Annotated in this window: 13 protein-coding genes; 12 read left to right on the top strand and 1 reads right to left on the bottom strand. The window is 47.6% G+C overall.

Going from position 1 to position 15,094, the window contains the following annotated elements:
* Nucleotides 1–475 precede the first annotated feature (475 nt).
* From ACQ5BJ_RS08690 to ACQ5BJ_RS08710, 5 genes are all read left to right on the top strand, one after another.
* Entirely contained in the window at nucleotides 476–1,831 is a 1,356-nt protein-coding gene (locus tag ACQ5BJ_RS08690; RefSeq protein WP_430110079.1) for a stage II sporulation protein P, read from the top strand.
* A 17-nt stretch (nucleotides 1,832–1,848) separates the two neighbouring features.
* Nucleotides 1,849–2,328: a translation initiation factor 2 gene (locus tag ACQ5BJ_RS08695; RefSeq protein ID WP_268622859.1), complete on the top strand. Its 480-nt coding sequence runs from the start codon at nucleotides 1,849–1,851 to the stop codon at nucleotides 2,326–2,328.
* A gap of 128 nt (nucleotides 2,329–2,456) precedes the next feature.
* Nucleotides 2,457–4,274 carry a translation elongation factor 4 gene (gene lepA, locus ACQ5BJ_RS08700; protein WP_005547870.1) on the top strand — a complete coding sequence of 606 codons (1,818 nt, stop codon included), beginning with the start codon at nucleotides 2,457–2,459 and terminating at the stop codon, nucleotides 4,272–4,274.
* A gap of 93 nt (nucleotides 4,275–4,367) precedes the next feature.
* Entirely contained in the window at nucleotides 4,368–5,570 is a 1,203-nt protein-coding gene (gene hemW / locus ACQ5BJ_RS08705) for a radical SAM family heme chaperone HemW (RefSeq protein WP_005547871.1), read from the top strand.
* Between the two features lie 304 nt (nucleotides 5,571–5,874).
* Nucleotides 5,875–6,336 (top strand): N-acetyltransferase, encoded by a 462-nt coding sequence (locus tag ACQ5BJ_RS08710; protein WP_163975904.1) that lies wholly within the window; start codon nucleotides 5,875–5,877, stop codon nucleotides 6,334–6,336.
* A gap of 343 nt (nucleotides 6,337–6,679) precedes the next feature.
* Here the strand turns inward: ACQ5BJ_RS08710 and ACQ5BJ_RS08715 are convergent, their stop codons facing one another.
* Nucleotides 6,680–7,003 carry a hypothetical protein gene (locus tag ACQ5BJ_RS08715; protein ID WP_241734607.1) on the bottom strand — a complete coding sequence of 108 codons (324 nt, stop codon included), beginning with the start codon at nucleotides 7,001–7,003 and terminating at the stop codon, nucleotides 6,680–6,682.
* A gap of 635 nt (nucleotides 7,004–7,638) precedes the next feature.
* Here ACQ5BJ_RS08715 and hrcA point away from each other — a divergent pair.
* The 7 genes from hrcA (at nucleotide 7,639) to ACQ5BJ_RS08750 (ending at nucleotide 14,956) form a co-directional block, all read left to right on the top strand.
* On the top strand, nucleotides 7,639–8,667 hold the full coding sequence (gene hrcA / locus ACQ5BJ_RS08720; protein WP_262866999.1) for a heat-inducible transcriptional repressor HrcA: 1,029 nt from the start codon (nucleotides 7,639–7,641) through the stop codon (nucleotides 8,665–8,667).
* A 26-nt stretch (nucleotides 8,668–8,693) separates the two neighbouring features.
* On the top strand, nucleotides 8,694–10,289 hold the full coding sequence (locus ACQ5BJ_RS08725) for a TCP-1/cpn60 chaperonin family protein (RefSeq protein WP_005547888.1): 1,596 nt from the start codon (nucleotides 8,694–8,696) through the stop codon (nucleotides 10,287–10,289).
* A 49-nt stretch (nucleotides 10,290–10,338) separates the two neighbouring features.
* Nucleotides 10,339–10,980, top strand: coding sequence for a nucleotide exchange factor GrpE (grpE, locus tag ACQ5BJ_RS08730; RefSeq protein ID WP_430110074.1), 642 nt, complete (start codon nucleotides 10,339–10,341; stop codon nucleotides 10,978–10,980).
* An 87-nt stretch (nucleotides 10,981–11,067) separates the two neighbouring features.
* Nucleotides 11,068–12,906 carry a molecular chaperone DnaK gene (dnaK, locus tag ACQ5BJ_RS08735; RefSeq protein ID WP_163975897.1) on the top strand — a complete coding sequence of 613 codons (1,839 nt, stop codon included), beginning with the start codon at nucleotides 11,068–11,070 and terminating at the stop codon, nucleotides 12,904–12,906.
* Nucleotides 12,907–13,015: 109 nt separating this feature from the next.
* Nucleotides 13,016–14,146, top strand: a complete 1,131-nt coding sequence (gene dnaJ / locus ACQ5BJ_RS08740) for a molecular chaperone DnaJ (RefSeq protein WP_040736000.1) — start codon at nucleotides 13,016–13,018, stop codon at nucleotides 14,144–14,146.
* Nucleotides 14,147–14,558: 412 nt separating this feature from the next.
* Nucleotides 14,559–14,756: a YfhD family protein gene (locus ACQ5BJ_RS08745; protein WP_005547892.1), complete on the top strand. Its 198-nt coding sequence runs from the start codon at nucleotides 14,559–14,561 to the stop codon at nucleotides 14,754–14,756.
* Nucleotides 14,753–14,956 (top strand): hypothetical protein, encoded by a 204-nt coding sequence (locus tag ACQ5BJ_RS08750; RefSeq protein WP_005547893.1) that lies wholly within the window; start codon nucleotides 14,753–14,755, stop codon nucleotides 14,954–14,956. The genes ACQ5BJ_RS08745 and ACQ5BJ_RS08750 overlap by 4 nt, the downstream gene beginning before the upstream one ends.
* Nucleotides 14,957–15,094 lie beyond the last annotated feature (138 nt).

The raw sequence follows: 15,094 nt of genomic DNA on the forward strand, positions 1-15,094 counted from the left end.
TAATTATTTATTGTTTATGCAAAGAAGATTTCCTTACGTTTTTTTAGGTAGATTCAATCTCTTACTTTGTAGACGGAATGATGTATGAAGGAATAAAAGCATATTATTAGATATCCATCGTAAGTATGCAAATGGGGGCAGGCTTTGGTTGGAACTTTTATAAAAAATATGGGTGAGAAGTCCCGAGGGTAAATCGTACGCATTATCACTTTCTGCAATTAAAATGAAGTACAGTACAAAAAAAAGATAAGGGGAAGGTTTGAGATATCGAAATAGTTCGCAGTTGTGTATGAAGGTATAGTGGCGCTGTCAGCAGCTAGCTTGAATAGAACATGTATCTAATTAGAATAATTGATACTTAATATGTTTGTTCTATTTCATAGATTGTCCTCATAGATTCTAGTAAAAGTACTCTCTTAGATGAATGATCCTTTGCTTGAGCTGAGAGAGGAAGGCGGAAGAAGGAGGACTGCGCATGTTTCGGACATTTAATGTAGGAAAGTGGAAGCGTAAATGGCTGCAGGCGCTCGTTATGGGACGGACGTTTGCATTGTTGTCTATCGGAACGGCTATGTTTTTTATCGTATTAGGCCTTGGAGGAATGTTGGAGAATAAGCTGAACTCTTCTCCGTTATCTTCGATGAAGGGAGTTGCAGCACAGTTATCGACACGCTTCTTTGTCGATATGATGGCTATGGAAATGCCAAATCTCCCGAAAGGGGAAGGGGAAGCAACACTTACTCGCAATCAAGTGGCCCAGTTCCTTGTCAGACTTGCGACGAATGTGAATCCGCTAGATCCTAAAACGCTGCTGGCTGGCGAAGTACCAGGAATTAATAGAGATGCAGCGATCCCATTGAGACTGAGCATCGGTAATCAAACTGGCATTGGGCCGCAGGATTATCCAACACCTACTGATCAAGAGGGCAGCTCTCAAGCCGAGCATGGAGGAGAGCCGCCGCATGATGTCATTCAGGGGGAGGTTATAGACGGAAATAAAGATAAGGGGAGTGCGGAACCTCCCAAGTCGACTGATCCATCTACGGATTTAAAACCAGACAAGGATGAATCAACAACGCAATCGGGAGGCAATTCAAATTTGCGCAAGATCGTATTCATCTATCACTCTCATAACCGAGAATCCTTCAATCCACTGCTTAAGAAGGAAAGTAACAATCCGAATGATGCAAAGAAGAATATTACACTGGTTGGCAAGCGATTGCAGGGGCAGTTAGAGAAGCGAGGAATCGGGGCCTCTCATTCCAATAAAGACTATGCTTCAAGTGTAGAAGGGTACAATTGGAACATGTCTTATAAGTATTCGAAGCAGACGGTAAAACAAGCGATGAGCGCGAATCAGGAACTGCAATTTTTCTTCGATATACATCGAGATTCGAATAGACGCAAGGATTCAACCGTAACGATAAAGGGAAAGGGCTATGCGAGAGTTTATTTTATTATCGGGCACTTGAATCCCAATTGGAAAAAGAATGAGCAGTTTGCAAATGAGATTCATGAACGGCTGGAGAAGAACTATCCAGGGATTTCCCGGGGAATATTCGGCAAAACTGCATTACAAGGAAATGGAGAGTACAATCAGTCGCTTTCTCCGAATAGTGTCGTTATCGAAATTGGGGGCATAGACAACACATTAGAGGAGCTATACCGGACTGCTGATGTGCTTGCTGATTTCATTGCCGATATTGTTCACAAAAAGAAGGATGCCAAGCCGGTAAACAAGCCAATACCTAACCCAATCATCAAGGGGAAAGGTGCTGACAAAACAGTGATGGGCAAGACTCAATCGAAATCTGCGGGAGCAAAAGGGTAACCGAAGGGGGCGCTTGCATGACGCGATTTATGAAGCAATTGATCGGTGTCGTCGTACTGCTGACGCTAGGTGTATTTATAGGTATGGAAATCACCTCCTCGGGGATTGAGCGCATATATGGGCCGATCAATGCGTCCCGCGCAACAAGCGCCTTGGATTCGACTGACAGATACGCAGCCCCAGGGTCATATCGAGACAATCTGCCAATCGATAACCGCCGACATTCGAACGGGGAGACTGCACTGCAGGATAATCCTCGAACGGCGATGAACGAAACAGAAACTCGAGTTGAGGATAAGCGCCAAAACCAATTGGAAGCGGAACGTAGTGAAACAAATAGGCATGTGAATGAGATGAACAATTCGGATAGTTGGCCTGTTCCGCCAGTGAAGGATGCTACCGTGAACCAATTGGCTGACAAGACGGCAGGCGTGCTGCAGCGTGTGTCACAGGCTGGAATTCGGGCAGTTGTTGGCTTGTTTAATGGGTTGTTCTAACCTTCAGCGGTTCTCGGCCAAAAACGGTCATGTCAGAGAGGATTGTATGCCCCCATTGCTGTTAGAGGGTCATTCCGGTATAATAAATAAATTGAATCTTGGCATAGTGGTGGGGGTATTGAAATCGAATGACGGAATTGCTGTCACGACAAAAGAAAATTCGGAATTTTTGCATCATAGCACATATTGACCATGGCAAATCTACACTCGCCGACCGGATATTAGAATATACGGGGGCTTTAACGTCCCGTGAAATGCAAGCTCAAGTACTTGACCAGATGGATCTGGAGCGTGAGCGGGGAATTACGATTAAACTACAGGCTGTACGCTTGAGCTACAAAGCAGACGACGGAGAAGAGTACATCCTGAACTTGATCGATACACCGGGACACGTCGACTTCACGTACGAAGTATCTCGCAGCTTGGCAGCATGTGAAGGGGCGCTGCTCGTTGTAGATGCTGCACAAGGGATTGAAGCTCAGACGCTGGCGAATGTATATTTGGCGCTTGACAATGACTTGGAGATCATTCCTGTCATCAACAAGATCGATCTTCCAAGTGCGGAGCCTGAACGTGTAAAGCAGGAGATCGAAGAAGTAATTGGGCTGGACTGCTCTGAGGCTGTTCATGCCTCTGCCAAAGCGGGTATCGGAATCAAGGAAATTTTGGAGCAAGTAGTTCAGAAAGTACCTGCTCCAACGGGAGACCCAGAAGAGCCGCTTAAGGCGCTCATCTTCGATTCCCACTATGACCCGTACAAAGGTGTTATCGTGTACGTTCGTGTCATTGATGGCGCGATTCGTGCAGGCAGCAAAATTAAAATGATGGCAACGAACAAAACATTTGAAGTTATCGAGGTTGGTGCGTTTAAGCCGCGCATGTCGATCGTCGACGAGCTTAATGTTGGTGATGTTGGTTTTGTTGTTGCGGGCATTAAGAATGTAGGAGATACTCGTGTAGGTGATACGATAACCGATGCGAAGCATCCTACTGCGGAGCCACTTCCAGGTTACCGTCGTATCAATCCAATGGTATTCTGCGGCTTGTATCCGATCGAGACGTCGGACTACAATGATTTGCGGGAGGCGCTGGAGAAGCTGCAATTGAATGATGCGTCTCTTACATTTGAACCAGAAACGTCCTCAGCGCTTGGTTTTGGCTTCCGCTGTGGTTTCCTTGGTCTTCTGCACATGGAGATTATCCAGGAGAGAATTGAGCGTGAATTCAATATTCCGCTCATTACGACTGCACCAAGCGTTATTTATCGCGTTACGCTGACGAATGGCACTTCTTTAGACATCGATAACCCTTCAAATTATCCAGAGCAGGGCAAGATCGATTTTGTAGAAGAACCTTATGTCAAAGCATCTATTATCGTGCCTAACGATTTCGTTGGAGCGATTATGGAGCTGTGCCAAGGCAAGCGCGGTGAATTCGTTGATATGCAGTATCTGGATACAACTCGTGTAACGATTACGTATCAAATTCCATTGTCGGAGATTGTATATGACTTCTTCGATCAATTGAAGTCAAGCACAAAAGGATATGCATCCTTCGACTATGAACTATCCGGATACCGCAAGTCTAATCTTGTGAAGATGGATATCATGCTTAACAACGAGCAAGTCGATGCATTGTCTGTTATCGTACACAAGGATCGCGCATACCATCGCGGTAAACTCATTTGTGAGAAGCTGCGCGGGCTTATTCCGCGACAAATGTTCGAAGTTCCGGTTCAGGCATCTATCGGAACAAAGATCATTGCGCGTGAAACCGTTAAGGCAATGCGTAAAAACGTACTCGCAAAATGCTACGGCGGCGATATTTCCCGTAAACGGAAGCTTCTTGAGAAGCAGAAGGAAGGGAAGAAGCGCATGAAGCAGGTCGGCAGCGTTGAGGTGCCGCAGGAAGCGTTCATGGCCGTATTGAAAATCGACGATAACTAATTCGGAGGAGGGGGCGAAACGCCTCCTCTTTTTTAGAAAGATCATCATTATAGATAGGCTGGTGTCATTCAGCCATGAAAGGAGGGTCTCGCCATGCCGGCGAATCAACCTTCACCAGAGCAAGCAATAATACCGGCACGTGCTCCACGCGCGGTATATATTCATATTCCATTTTGTACGAACAAATGCCATTACTGTGACTTTAACTCCTATGTACTGAAAGGACAGCCTGTTATGGATTATTTGCGGGCGATGGAGCAGGAGATGGCGCATACAGTAGAGCAGCATCCTCCAGGTGTTATTGACACGATATTTGTAGGCGGCGGTACCCCGACGGTCTTGACACCTGATCAAATGTCTTACTTTTTGGAATCGGTTCGCAAGGCGTTTCCGAACTGGAGCCAGGCCATTGAGTTCAGCATGGAATCGAACCCAGGAACGACTGACTTAGACAAGCTGCGGGCAATGCGTGATGGAGGCGTGAACCGGATCAGCTTCGGCGTTCAGTCGTTCAACAATGACCTTCTCCACGGTATAGGCCGCATTCATAATACGGATGATGTGTACCGCAGTATTGAGAATGCACATAAGGCAGGCTTCAGCAATATGTCGATCGATTTGATGTTTGGCTTGCCAAACCAGACGGTTGAAATGCTTGATCATAGTGTAACGAAGGCATTGGAATTAAATCTGCCCCATTTGTCTATATATAGTCTGAAGGTAGAAGAAAACACTCTCTTCCATGCTATGTACCACCGCAATGAGCTTCCGCTTCCGAGTGAAGAGGATGAACTGGATATGTATATGCTCATTATGGAGCGGATGAAGGCAGCAGGCTATGAGCAATATGAGATCAGTAACTTTGCGAAGCCTGGATTTGAAAGTCGTCATAACACGGTATACTGGCGCAATGAGGATTACTATGGTATTGGAGCAGGGGCACATGGATATGTCAATCGATGTCGCCATCTGAACATTAAAGGCGTGAACCCGTATGTAGAGGCCTGCAGGCAGGGCTTGCCAAGACTCGATACGTTCACAATTGATGAGAACGAAGCAATGGAAGACTTCATGATGGTTGGCCTTCGGTTGCTCGAGGGAGTAAGCAGCGCTCGCTTTGCATCACAGTTCAATGGTGCTTTGTTGGATAAGGTGTTTTCGGATCCAATCCGCCGCTTGCTGATGCAGGGCTTGATAGAGGCTACGGATGACGGTTATCGGTTGACAGAGCAAGGACTGTTGTTCGGAAATAACGTATTTGGTGATTTTGTAGGAACGCTGACAGCTAAAGAATAATAGATGGAATGGTGTGCATTACGATAAGGGGCTGGCCGCAAACGTTCAAAGGTATCCTGTCAATTGCATGTGTGCTGTGAGATAAGACAATAGTAGAAAAAACGAGCTTGAGAACATGGATATGTTTCTCTTGCTCGTTTTTTTATTTTCGTAAAAAGGTTCAACAACAGTCAAATATAAGGAAGAAGCAGGTAAAAATAGTCTTGATAATTTATGCGGTTGCATGTATATTAATACGTACATATTTTTGAGTCGATCAGAAATGTACATCCGTATATAGAGATTGGGTTGGGGGGACTATACCGTGGTAGCAACGATTCGGAAGGCAGATGAGAACGATATTGAGTCATTGGCAGAGCTTATTCAATTCTATGCACAGCAGGGAATTATGCTTCCTCGTTCCAGAGAGGTGCTGGCGAAGCAGATTCAGCACTTTATCGTTGCCGAATGGGAAGGAGAGCTCATTGGCTGCGGTTCGCTCTGCCAGCTTGGAGCTGATTTGGTCGAAATCCGTTCATTAGGCATATCGCCTGATTATAAAGGAAAAGGCATCGGCACACGCTTAGTGGACGAACTGCTTACCGAAGCAAGGGAACGAGCCATTCCGAAGGTTATGGCCTTAACGTATGAGTCGAAATTTTTTCAGAAAAATGGCTTTGAAATTGTAGAAAAAGAGATTTTCCCAGAGAAGGTATGGACGGATTGCATTCATTGCAACAAGCGCCAATGCTGTGATGAGATCGCAGTGATGAGGGTGTTGGATTGATATTGTGAGGTCGAGAGGGAATTGCAGGTCAGACCCCCGGGGAAAAGGGGGAACTTTGGATATTCGATAGCAGAGATGCTGAAAAAATTAAGCCGACATGAAATACAATGGCTGGATAGCCATGCATTCCCGTGAAGCGACAAGAGTATTTGCTGTTATAAAAAAAAGGATGCCTCGAGAAAGGCATCCTCAGGCTATCGAGACTTTATCGACATCCTGAAACCTTTACGTTTTTATATAAGTTCTACGTAGAGATGGAAATCTCGGTGATAAATGTAACGTTCCCAGAAGTTAATTACTGCAAAGGTTGATAAGACGAATAAACTTGTGTCAAAAGCGATATTTATGTTGGTGTATTATCACTCTGACAATAATCGTAGGTAGGTTTCCAACGACCATTTTTACATGTAAATCTTATATCACCAATACAAGTTGTAGACCCTTCTTGTTCACATGGGCCCATATCATCGGGAAAATTTTGTTCGAGGCTTTGTGACAGATTATCCTCCTGACAAAAGCGACCTGTAGATTGCCAACGACCACCTCTACAAACGTACCGAATATCACCTCTACAAACACTAGCCCCTGGTTCTTGACACGGGCTCCCTGCAAAGGAGGAAATTTGTTCAGAGTTCTCTGTATTTGTATATTTTGTTTGATTGTTCATATTTTATCACCTCCTTATAATCATTATCTTCTCAATTTGTTTGTGTATTTATTATGGAAATAAATGAACTCCCTTTAGGACACATGGATTTTTCTAATGGATTACAGTACTATTTTGATCGATGTGGGGCGAACCCAATACTGAGCCAAATAAGAGATCGTCGTGGGTTGATTGGAATTAGGGCCACATCGGATGACTTCACATACCCTATTCGTTAAACGTGATGAAAGATAAAATGCTATCCGTCCTTTTATTACTTTATTTCTCTGCCCCAAACTACTGTCATTGGAACTTTTAATACACCTAAAATTGTAATGACGATCAAATAAATACCCTGAAAAATTCTCTTGATCAGAGAATACAGAACCTCCTAAAAAATTTAGTTGATTTTAAAATATTCGATAGACAGAATCTCCTGAAAAAAGTCCTTCAGATATAGTGGTCTGACATCAAACCTGATTTATACGATCAGGAATAATACTGAATACTGCCTGCATATAAAATAGGCACGCCCAAAGTACCGAACTGACTTGACAATGGTCTCGTCCGTTTGGTATTTTTGTATTAACGGTTAGCACTCGACGCTGATGAGTGCTAACGACTACAGCCAGAACATTCACGAGGAGGGAATGCGCATGTTGACGGAACGCCAACGTATGATTTTGAACGCCATCATAGATGATTATATCCGTTTTGCGGAGCCTGTAGGTTCCCGCAGCATTTCCAAGCGCGGCGATGTCGGATTTAGTCCGGCAACTATTCGCAATGAAATGGCCGACTTGGAAGAGCTTGGGTTCTTGGAGCAGCCGCATACGTCTGCAGGGCGCATTCCTTCTCAAAAGGGATATCGCTACTACGTCGACAACTTAGTCCAGTTGGAAAGGTTGTCGGGTGAAGAAGTTAGCCGATTGAAATCCGCGTTCGCGGAAAAAATAACGGCAATGGAAGAAATCGTGCAGCATACGGCTTCGATATTATCGCAGATGACGAACTATACGTCGATTGCGCTTGGCCCGGAAGTATTTGAAGCTTCCTTCCGCCATTTTCAGCTGCTTCCGCTGAATGAGGATACAGCAGTCGCAATTGTTGTAACCAATACAGGACATGTAGAGAATAAGACAGTGCCAATTCCGCCGGGAATATCGGTGTCGGAGCTGGAACAGGTTGTCAACTTGCTGAACGCGAAACTTGTCGGCGTTCCTTTATATAAGCTTCGTTCTCAATTGTATACCGAAGTGGGAAATGAGATGGGCAGATATGTTTCTCATGTGCAAGAGCTAATGACGCTTGTTGAAAGTGTGCTCGTTGGTGAAGACAATCACCGCGAGGTGTTCTTGAGCGGTACAACGAATATGCTGGCACAGCCTGAATTCAAGGATGTCGACAAAATTAAGACGATCTGGGAGCTTTTAGAGGAAACGCCAACGCTCATTAAAGTCGTCGGCAGCGCGCCAACCGGGATTCAAGTCCGAATTGGGCAAGAGAATCCGCATGAGGCGATTGCCAACTGCAGCTTAGTTACAGCGACTTATACCATTGACGGACAGACACTTGGAACGATAGGCGTATTAGGTCCGACGCGCATGGAGTATGCGAAGGTTATTAACTTGATGAACCATTTGTCGAATCAATTCGCGCTGCTTTCGCAGCGCTCGAATAAATAAGGTAGCAGGGAAAAGGGGGCGTCGTCATGACTCAAGCAAGCGGACATGTGCAAGAGACCGATGAGCGTTATGCGACGCTTCTCAATAATGCAGGGGCTGTTCGCGCCTTGTGCGCAGCAGTAGAAGGAACGCTTGGGCCTAAGGGGCTCGACGTCATGCTCGTTGGAGGCGACGGAGAAGTTATTATCACGAATGATGGGGTTACGATCTTAGAAAAGATGGACGTGTCCCACCCGGCGGCCAAGCTGCTCATTCAGGTGGCTCGAGCACAACAACATGAAGTAGGCGACGGTACGACCACGGCTACTGTGCTCGCTGGTGCGCTCGTGCAAGAAGGGGTAGCTCAGGTGACACGGGGTGTTCCAGCCGCAAAGGTTGTTACTGGGCTGATGCACGGCATTTCTGCTGCTTGCGAAGAACTCCGTCATCGGGCGGTACCGCTTGAAGGATGGAATGATGAGCGGCTTTACCGAGCCGTACATATTGCAGGACGAGAGCAGGACGATATTGTGAAGCTCGTACTGGAAGCCGGACAGGCGGTAGGCTGGGAACAGCTAAAGCAGCCGAATTATCGGTATGCAGACAGCATTGTCGCACATGAGAAGGCTGTCAATGAGTGGTTCCATGGCGTGATGCTCAAGCAGAAGCCACTGCAGCGGGATTGGTTGCCGGAGCGCTTGAACTGCCGCGTTCTCGTATTGCAGGACAGTCTGGAGCCGGTGTCGCTCGACGAACAGCTTCTCACGACAGAAGCGGGTTTTCAGCAGTATATGGCAGAACAGGCTCGTTTCATGCAAATGCTTGAGCAACTGCATGAGCTTGGTGTAGGCTTCATCGTGCTGGAGCGTGGAATTCATCCGGATGCGGAACAATATTGTTTGGATCACGATATGATGGTCGTGCAGCGAGTGAGCCGTGAGGATATCATGCGGGTCTGCCGTCTGAGCGGCGCCAAGCCGCTGAAGCGTACCGCGCTAGCGAAGCAGCGGGACGTGCTTGAGCCATTGCTCGGGCGGACCGCTTGCGTTCGCTACGATGAGCGCCTGGAGCGCGTACGGCTGTATGCCCCGGCAGCGCCGGGCCACACAGCCCGGAACGCCGAAGCCGGCTCCGTCCCGGATCCGGCTTCGGCGCCGCAGCGCCCGCAGGTGACGCTCATCGTTGGCGCAAGCACGCGCGAGGTGGTGGGCGAGCGAGCGCGCATCGCCCAAGATGCAGCCTCCGCGCTGCAGGCCGCCATTCAGGGCGGCGTGCTTCCAGGCGGAGGCACCACAGAGGTAGCGCTAGCCTATCGGCTGGAGCGCTACCGCGAGAGTGTGCGCGGCATGGAGGCATTCGGCATCGCTGCCGTTGCTCAGGCGCTGCGCAAGCCGATGGCGCAGATCGTACTCAATGCCGGCTTCAACCCGCTTGAGAAGCTGGAGGAAGCGCGTGCAGCACAAATTGCTTCAAACAATGATGCAATTGGCATTGACTGCGATTCAGGAGCGCTGCTCGATTATGCACAAGCTGGCATTTATGATCCAGCGGCAGTCAAGCTTCATGCGCTGCGTGCAGCAGGAGAAGTAGCTGCTGCAGTGCTTCGCATACATACCGTGATTAAGATGAGAGCACAAACCTGATTCGTGACCTCATCACTTGATGATAGGTAACAATGTAAAGTTACTATAAATGAAGGCTTTGAACTATAAAGGGGAGGTGAAGGGGTTGAACCCAGAACAAGAAGAAAGCATCACTACTGAAACGATGAATGAAGAGGCGGCACAAGCTGCCCATGATCATACTGAAGACACTTCAGCTTCTGAGAACGCGGCAGCGGAATCGGGCGAAGGGAATACTTCTTCAAGCGAAGGTGCAGTGGAGGATGCTGAACTTGCCAAAGCAAAAGCAGAGGCTGAGGAATATCAGCAGCGCTATCTGCGCGCACAGGCGGATTTCGATAATTTCCGCCGCCGCACGTTGAAGGAGAAGGAAGATTTCGCAAAGTACGCATCCGCAAAGCTCGTTACCGAGCTGCTGCCGGTGCTTGATAACTTCGAGCGCGCGCTTGCAACTGAACAAGCGTCTAGCGAGGCTGAATCATTCATTAAAGGTGTAGACATGATTTTCCGCCAATTAGGCCAAGTGCTGGAGCAGGAAGGTGTGAAGCCGATGGAAGCTGTCGGTCAGTCTTTCAATCCAGAATTCCATCAAGCGGTAATGACAGTCGACACAGATGAATATGAAGAAGGCGTCGTTGTCGAAGAATTGCAAAAGGGCTACATGCTGAAGGACAAAGTACTGCGTCCGGCAATGGTCAAAGTTAGTGGATAAACGTGAACGTACAAGCTGGGTAAACACCGCATTTGTATGGACACATCAATTTAGAGATTGCATGTTAAGTTAGAGGAGGAAATACTCATGAGTAAAGTAATTGGTATTGACTTAGGTACAACAAACTCTTGCGTTGCAGTAATGGAAGGCGGCGAAGCTGTCGTTATCCCAAATCCGGAAGGCGCGCGCACAACCCCTTCCGTAGTAGGTTTCAAAAAAGACGGAGAGCGTGTTGTTGGTGAAACGGCGAAGCGCCAAGCGATCACGAACCCTGACCGCACCGTCATCTCCATTAAGCGTCATATGGGTACAAACCATAAAACATCTATTGACGGCAAAGACTTCACGCCGCAAGAACTCTCCGCAATCATTTTGCAAAAATTGAAATCCGATGCGGAAGCTTACTTGGGCCAAACGGTTACACAAGCGGTAATTACGGTTCCTGCTTACTTCAACGATTCCCAACGTCAAGCAACAAAGGACGCTGGTAAAATCGCAGGTCTTGAAGTGCTTCGTATCGTCAACGAGCCAACAGCAGCAGCACTTGCTTACGGCGCTGACAAAGAAAACGATCAAACGATTCTCGTATACGACTTGGGCGGCGGTACATTTGACGTATCGATCCTTGAACTCGGCGATGGCTTCTTCGAAGTTAAAGCAACAAGCGGTGACAACCAATTGGGCGGCGATGACTTCGACCAAGTGATCATTGACTACTTGGCTGCAGAATTTAAGAAAGAGCACGGCATTGACTTGGCTAAGGACAAAGCAGCTGTACAGCGCTTGAAAGATGCTGCAGAAAAAGCGAAAAAAGAATTGTCCGGTGTGCTGACGACAACAATCAGCTTGCCGTTCATCACGGTTGTTGATGGCGTGCCTCAACACTTGGAAGTAAACTTGACTCGTGCGAAGTTCGAAGAATTGTCTGCGAACTTGGTAGAGCGCACACTTGGACCAACTCGCCAAGCGATGCAAGATGCTGGCATGACTCCTGCTGACATTGACAAGATTGTTCTTGTCGGCGGTTCTACTCGTATTCCAGCTGTACAGGAAGCAATCAAGAAATTGACTGGTAAAGAGCCTCATAAAGGCGTTAACCCAGACGAAGTTGTAGCACTTGGTGCAGCAGTTCAAGCGGGCGTATTGACTGGCGATGTGAAGGACGTTGTCTTGCTCGACGTAACGCCACTGTCCCTCGGTATCGAAACGGCGGGCGGCGTATTCACGAAAATGATCGAACGCAACACAACGATTCCTACAAGCAAATCGCAAGTGTTCTCGACATATGCAGACAACCAAACGAGCGTAGAAATTCACGTTCTTCAAGGTGAGCGCTCCATGGCTGCTGACAACAAAACACTCGGCCGCTTCATGTTGGCGGACATCCCACCGGCTCCACGCGGTGTACCGCAAATCGAAGTTAGCTTCGATATCGATGCGAATGGTATCGTAAAAGTATCTGCACAAGATAAAGGTACTGGTAAGACGCAAAACATCACAATCACTTCCTCCAGCGGCTTGAACGATGAGGAAATCGACCGCATGATGAAGGAAGCAGAAATGCATGCGGAAGAAGACAACAAGCGTAAAGAAATGGTCGAAGTGAAGAACAGCGCTGACCAATTGGTATACACAACTGAAAAAACATTGAAAGACTTGGGAGACAAGGTTGACCAAGCTGAAGTAGATAAAGCGAACGAAGCAAAAGAGAAAGTGAAAAAAGCAATCGAAAGCAACAACGTTGACGAGATCAAAGCAGCAACAGAAGAGTTGACGCAAATCGTACAGCAGTTGTCTGTAAAGCTGTATGAGCAAGCTGCTCAAGCTCAGCAAGCGGCACAAGGCCAAGAGCCAGAGCAAGGCGCAGCGAAGAAAGACAACGTCGTTGATGCTGATTATGAAGTCGTAGACGAAGACAAGAAATAAGCTTTTCGATGGTGAGGTCAAAGCCGGGAGACTCGGCTTTGACTTTCCTTTTGCAGCAAATTCGTATAGTTTTCTATAGAGGTATGCTACGAAAGCGTATGGGGGTGGAATAGTGGCGAAACGAGATTATTATGAAGTGCTTGGCGTTGCCAAAGGTGCTGGCGACGACGAGATTAAGAAGGCGTATCGCAAACTCGCACGCCAATATCACCCGGATGTCAACAAGGCCGCGGACGCAGAAGACAAGTTCAAGGAAGTCAAAGAAGCGTACGATGTGCTGAGCGACAATCAAAAACGGGCGATGTACGACCAATATGGTCATGTCGATCCGAACCAGGGTATGGGCGGCGGTTTCTCCGGTGGGGGCGACTTCGGCGGATTCGGCGATATCTTTGATATGTTCTTCGGCGGCGGTGGCCGCAGCAAGGATCCGAACGCACCGCAGCGCGGCGGCGATTTACAGTACACGATGACAATCGAATTCAAGGAAGCTGTATTTGGCAAAGAGATGGACATTACCATTCCGCGTACCGAGCAATGCGACACGTGCTATGGCTCTGGAGCTAAGCCCGGGACGAAGCCAGATGCGTGTACGACTTGCCACGGTACTGGACAGCAGGAAGTCGTACAGAATACGCCGTTTGGCCGCATGGTCAACCGTCGTGCTTGTTCGACATGTCAAGGGCGCGGCAAAATTATTCGTGAAAAGTGCGGGACTTGCCACGGCGCAGGTACTGTGAAGAAGCAGCGCAAAATTCATGTTCGCATTCCGGCAGGTGTCGATGATGGCGCACAGCTGCGCATGAGCGGCGAAGGGGAAAGTGGACTTCGCGGCGGTCCGAACGGGGATTTGTATATCGTAATCCGTGTGAAGCGCCACGAATTCTTCGAGCGTGACGGAGATGATATCTATTGCGAGATTCCGCTCACGTTCGCGCAAGCAGCGCTTGGCGACGAGATCGAAATCCCGACGCTGACGGAAAAGGTGAAGCTGAAAATACCAGCAGGTACACAAACAGGAACGTTCTTCCGCTTGCGCAACAAAGGGGTTCCTCGTTTGCGTGGTTCCGGTCAAGGCGATCAACACGTGAAGGTTGTCATCGTGACACCGACAAAGCTGTCTGATGAGCAGAAAGAGTTGCTGCGTCAATTCGCGGAGAAGAGCGGCGAGCATCCGAACTACGGCGGAAATGAAGAATCGTTCTTTGATCGTATGAAGCGTGCATTCCGCGGAGATTAATCATACTTTCATGCTGGCAATGGCCGAATTGTCTATACCTTTTATCATATTGTATACGTTCATCATTTCGGTCGGGGCATAAAGAAGGGCCACAACCACGCATTAAAATTACCAGTGCGTATGTTGTGGTTCTTTTTTGTTGTCCCTTGAAAGTAGAAAATCCTATCAAGATAACCTTTCGAGTATATACTCAATGAATCCAACGCATTCTGCAGTATTACAGCAGTTCCGGGAACTTGTTAGATAGAGGTTTGCGGTATTGGCAAAGTAGCTATAGGGGATTTAAACCTCGTTCTGAGGAGCTATGATTGGGTTTAGGAGTGCGGAAGATTGCCAATGTGCATAATCCGATGGAAACTGACTCAAGTTATGGAGGAAGCGTATCGATTATGAACACGAAGGAGGCGCACCGATGAACAATTTCCGTAATACTTCGAACCGTTCGGCAAGCTCATACAGCGATAAAGCAGATGCGGTTGTGAATCAGCAAGCAGGTCTAGCGGATGGCAAGTTTGAGGATGTGGAATTTTCATATGAAGAGGCGGATCGCGATGATTTGAAGGCGTTGGAGCGCGCGAAGCAGGCTGATGAGCGTGCAGAGCAGTCGTGACACGAATTACTGCTACCTTTGAACATGCCGCCGCCGCAGATATGTGCGAACGCAAGCTGGAGGCGTTGCGGGGACAAGACATTCAGATAACCGCTGGAACCAATGGGTATTTCATTAGCGCAGATGTAGAGGATGACGTGCTGGATCGGGCATATGCGCTTATCCGCGACCATCTTGGAAATGCGAAGAACGAACGTTAAGCAGTTGAATAATGCGTTGATTGAACCAACGCAAAGAGGCAAAACTCCACGACAATTGCGTTCTATTAGGAACGCTCGTTGTATGGAGTTTTGTTTTTGTGTACAATAAATAGAATGTGTAGCTATTTTAAGATGTAT

This window comes from Paenibacillus sp. B1-35, from assembly GCF_050474385.1.
GTDB lineage: Bacteria > Bacillota > Bacilli > Paenibacillales > Paenibacillaceae > Paenibacillus_B > Paenibacillus_B alvei.

Bases quoted from the DNA above. Each gene is read 5' to 3' on its own strand.
- ACQ5BJ_RS08690 (WP_430110079.1), top strand. From the start codon at position 476: ATGTTTCGGACATTTAATGTAGGAAAGTGGAAGCGTAAATGGCTGCAG.
- ACQ5BJ_RS08695 (WP_268622859.1), top strand. From the start codon at position 1,849: ATGACGCGATTTATGAAGCAATTGATCGGTGTCGTCGTACTGCTGACG.
- lepA (WP_005547870.1), top strand. From the start codon at position 2,457: ATGACGGAATTGCTGTCACGACAAAAGAAAATTCGGAATTTTTGCATC.
- hemW (WP_005547871.1), top strand. From the start codon at position 4,368: ATGCCGGCGAATCAACCTTCACCAGAGCAAGCAATAATACCGGCACGT.
- ACQ5BJ_RS08715 (WP_241734607.1), bottom strand. From the start codon at position 7,003: ATGAACAATCAAACAAAATATACAAATACAGAGAACTCTGAACAAATT.
- hrcA (WP_262866999.1), top strand. From the start codon at position 7,639: ATGTTGACGGAACGCCAACGTATGATTTTGAACGCCATCATAGATGAT.
- ACQ5BJ_RS08725 (WP_005547888.1), top strand. From the start codon at position 8,694: ATGACTCAAGCAAGCGGACATGTGCAAGAGACCGATGAGCGTTATGCG.
- grpE (WP_430110074.1), top strand. From the start codon at position 10,339: ATGAAGGCTTTGAACTATAAAGGGGAGGTGAAGGGGTTGAACCCAGAA.
- dnaK (WP_163975897.1), top strand. From the start codon at position 11,068: ATGAGTAAAGTAATTGGTATTGACTTAGGTACAACAAACTCTTGCGTT.
- ACQ5BJ_RS08745 (WP_005547892.1), top strand. From the start codon at position 14,559: ATGAACAATTTCCGTAATACTTCGAACCGTTCGGCAAGCTCATACAGC.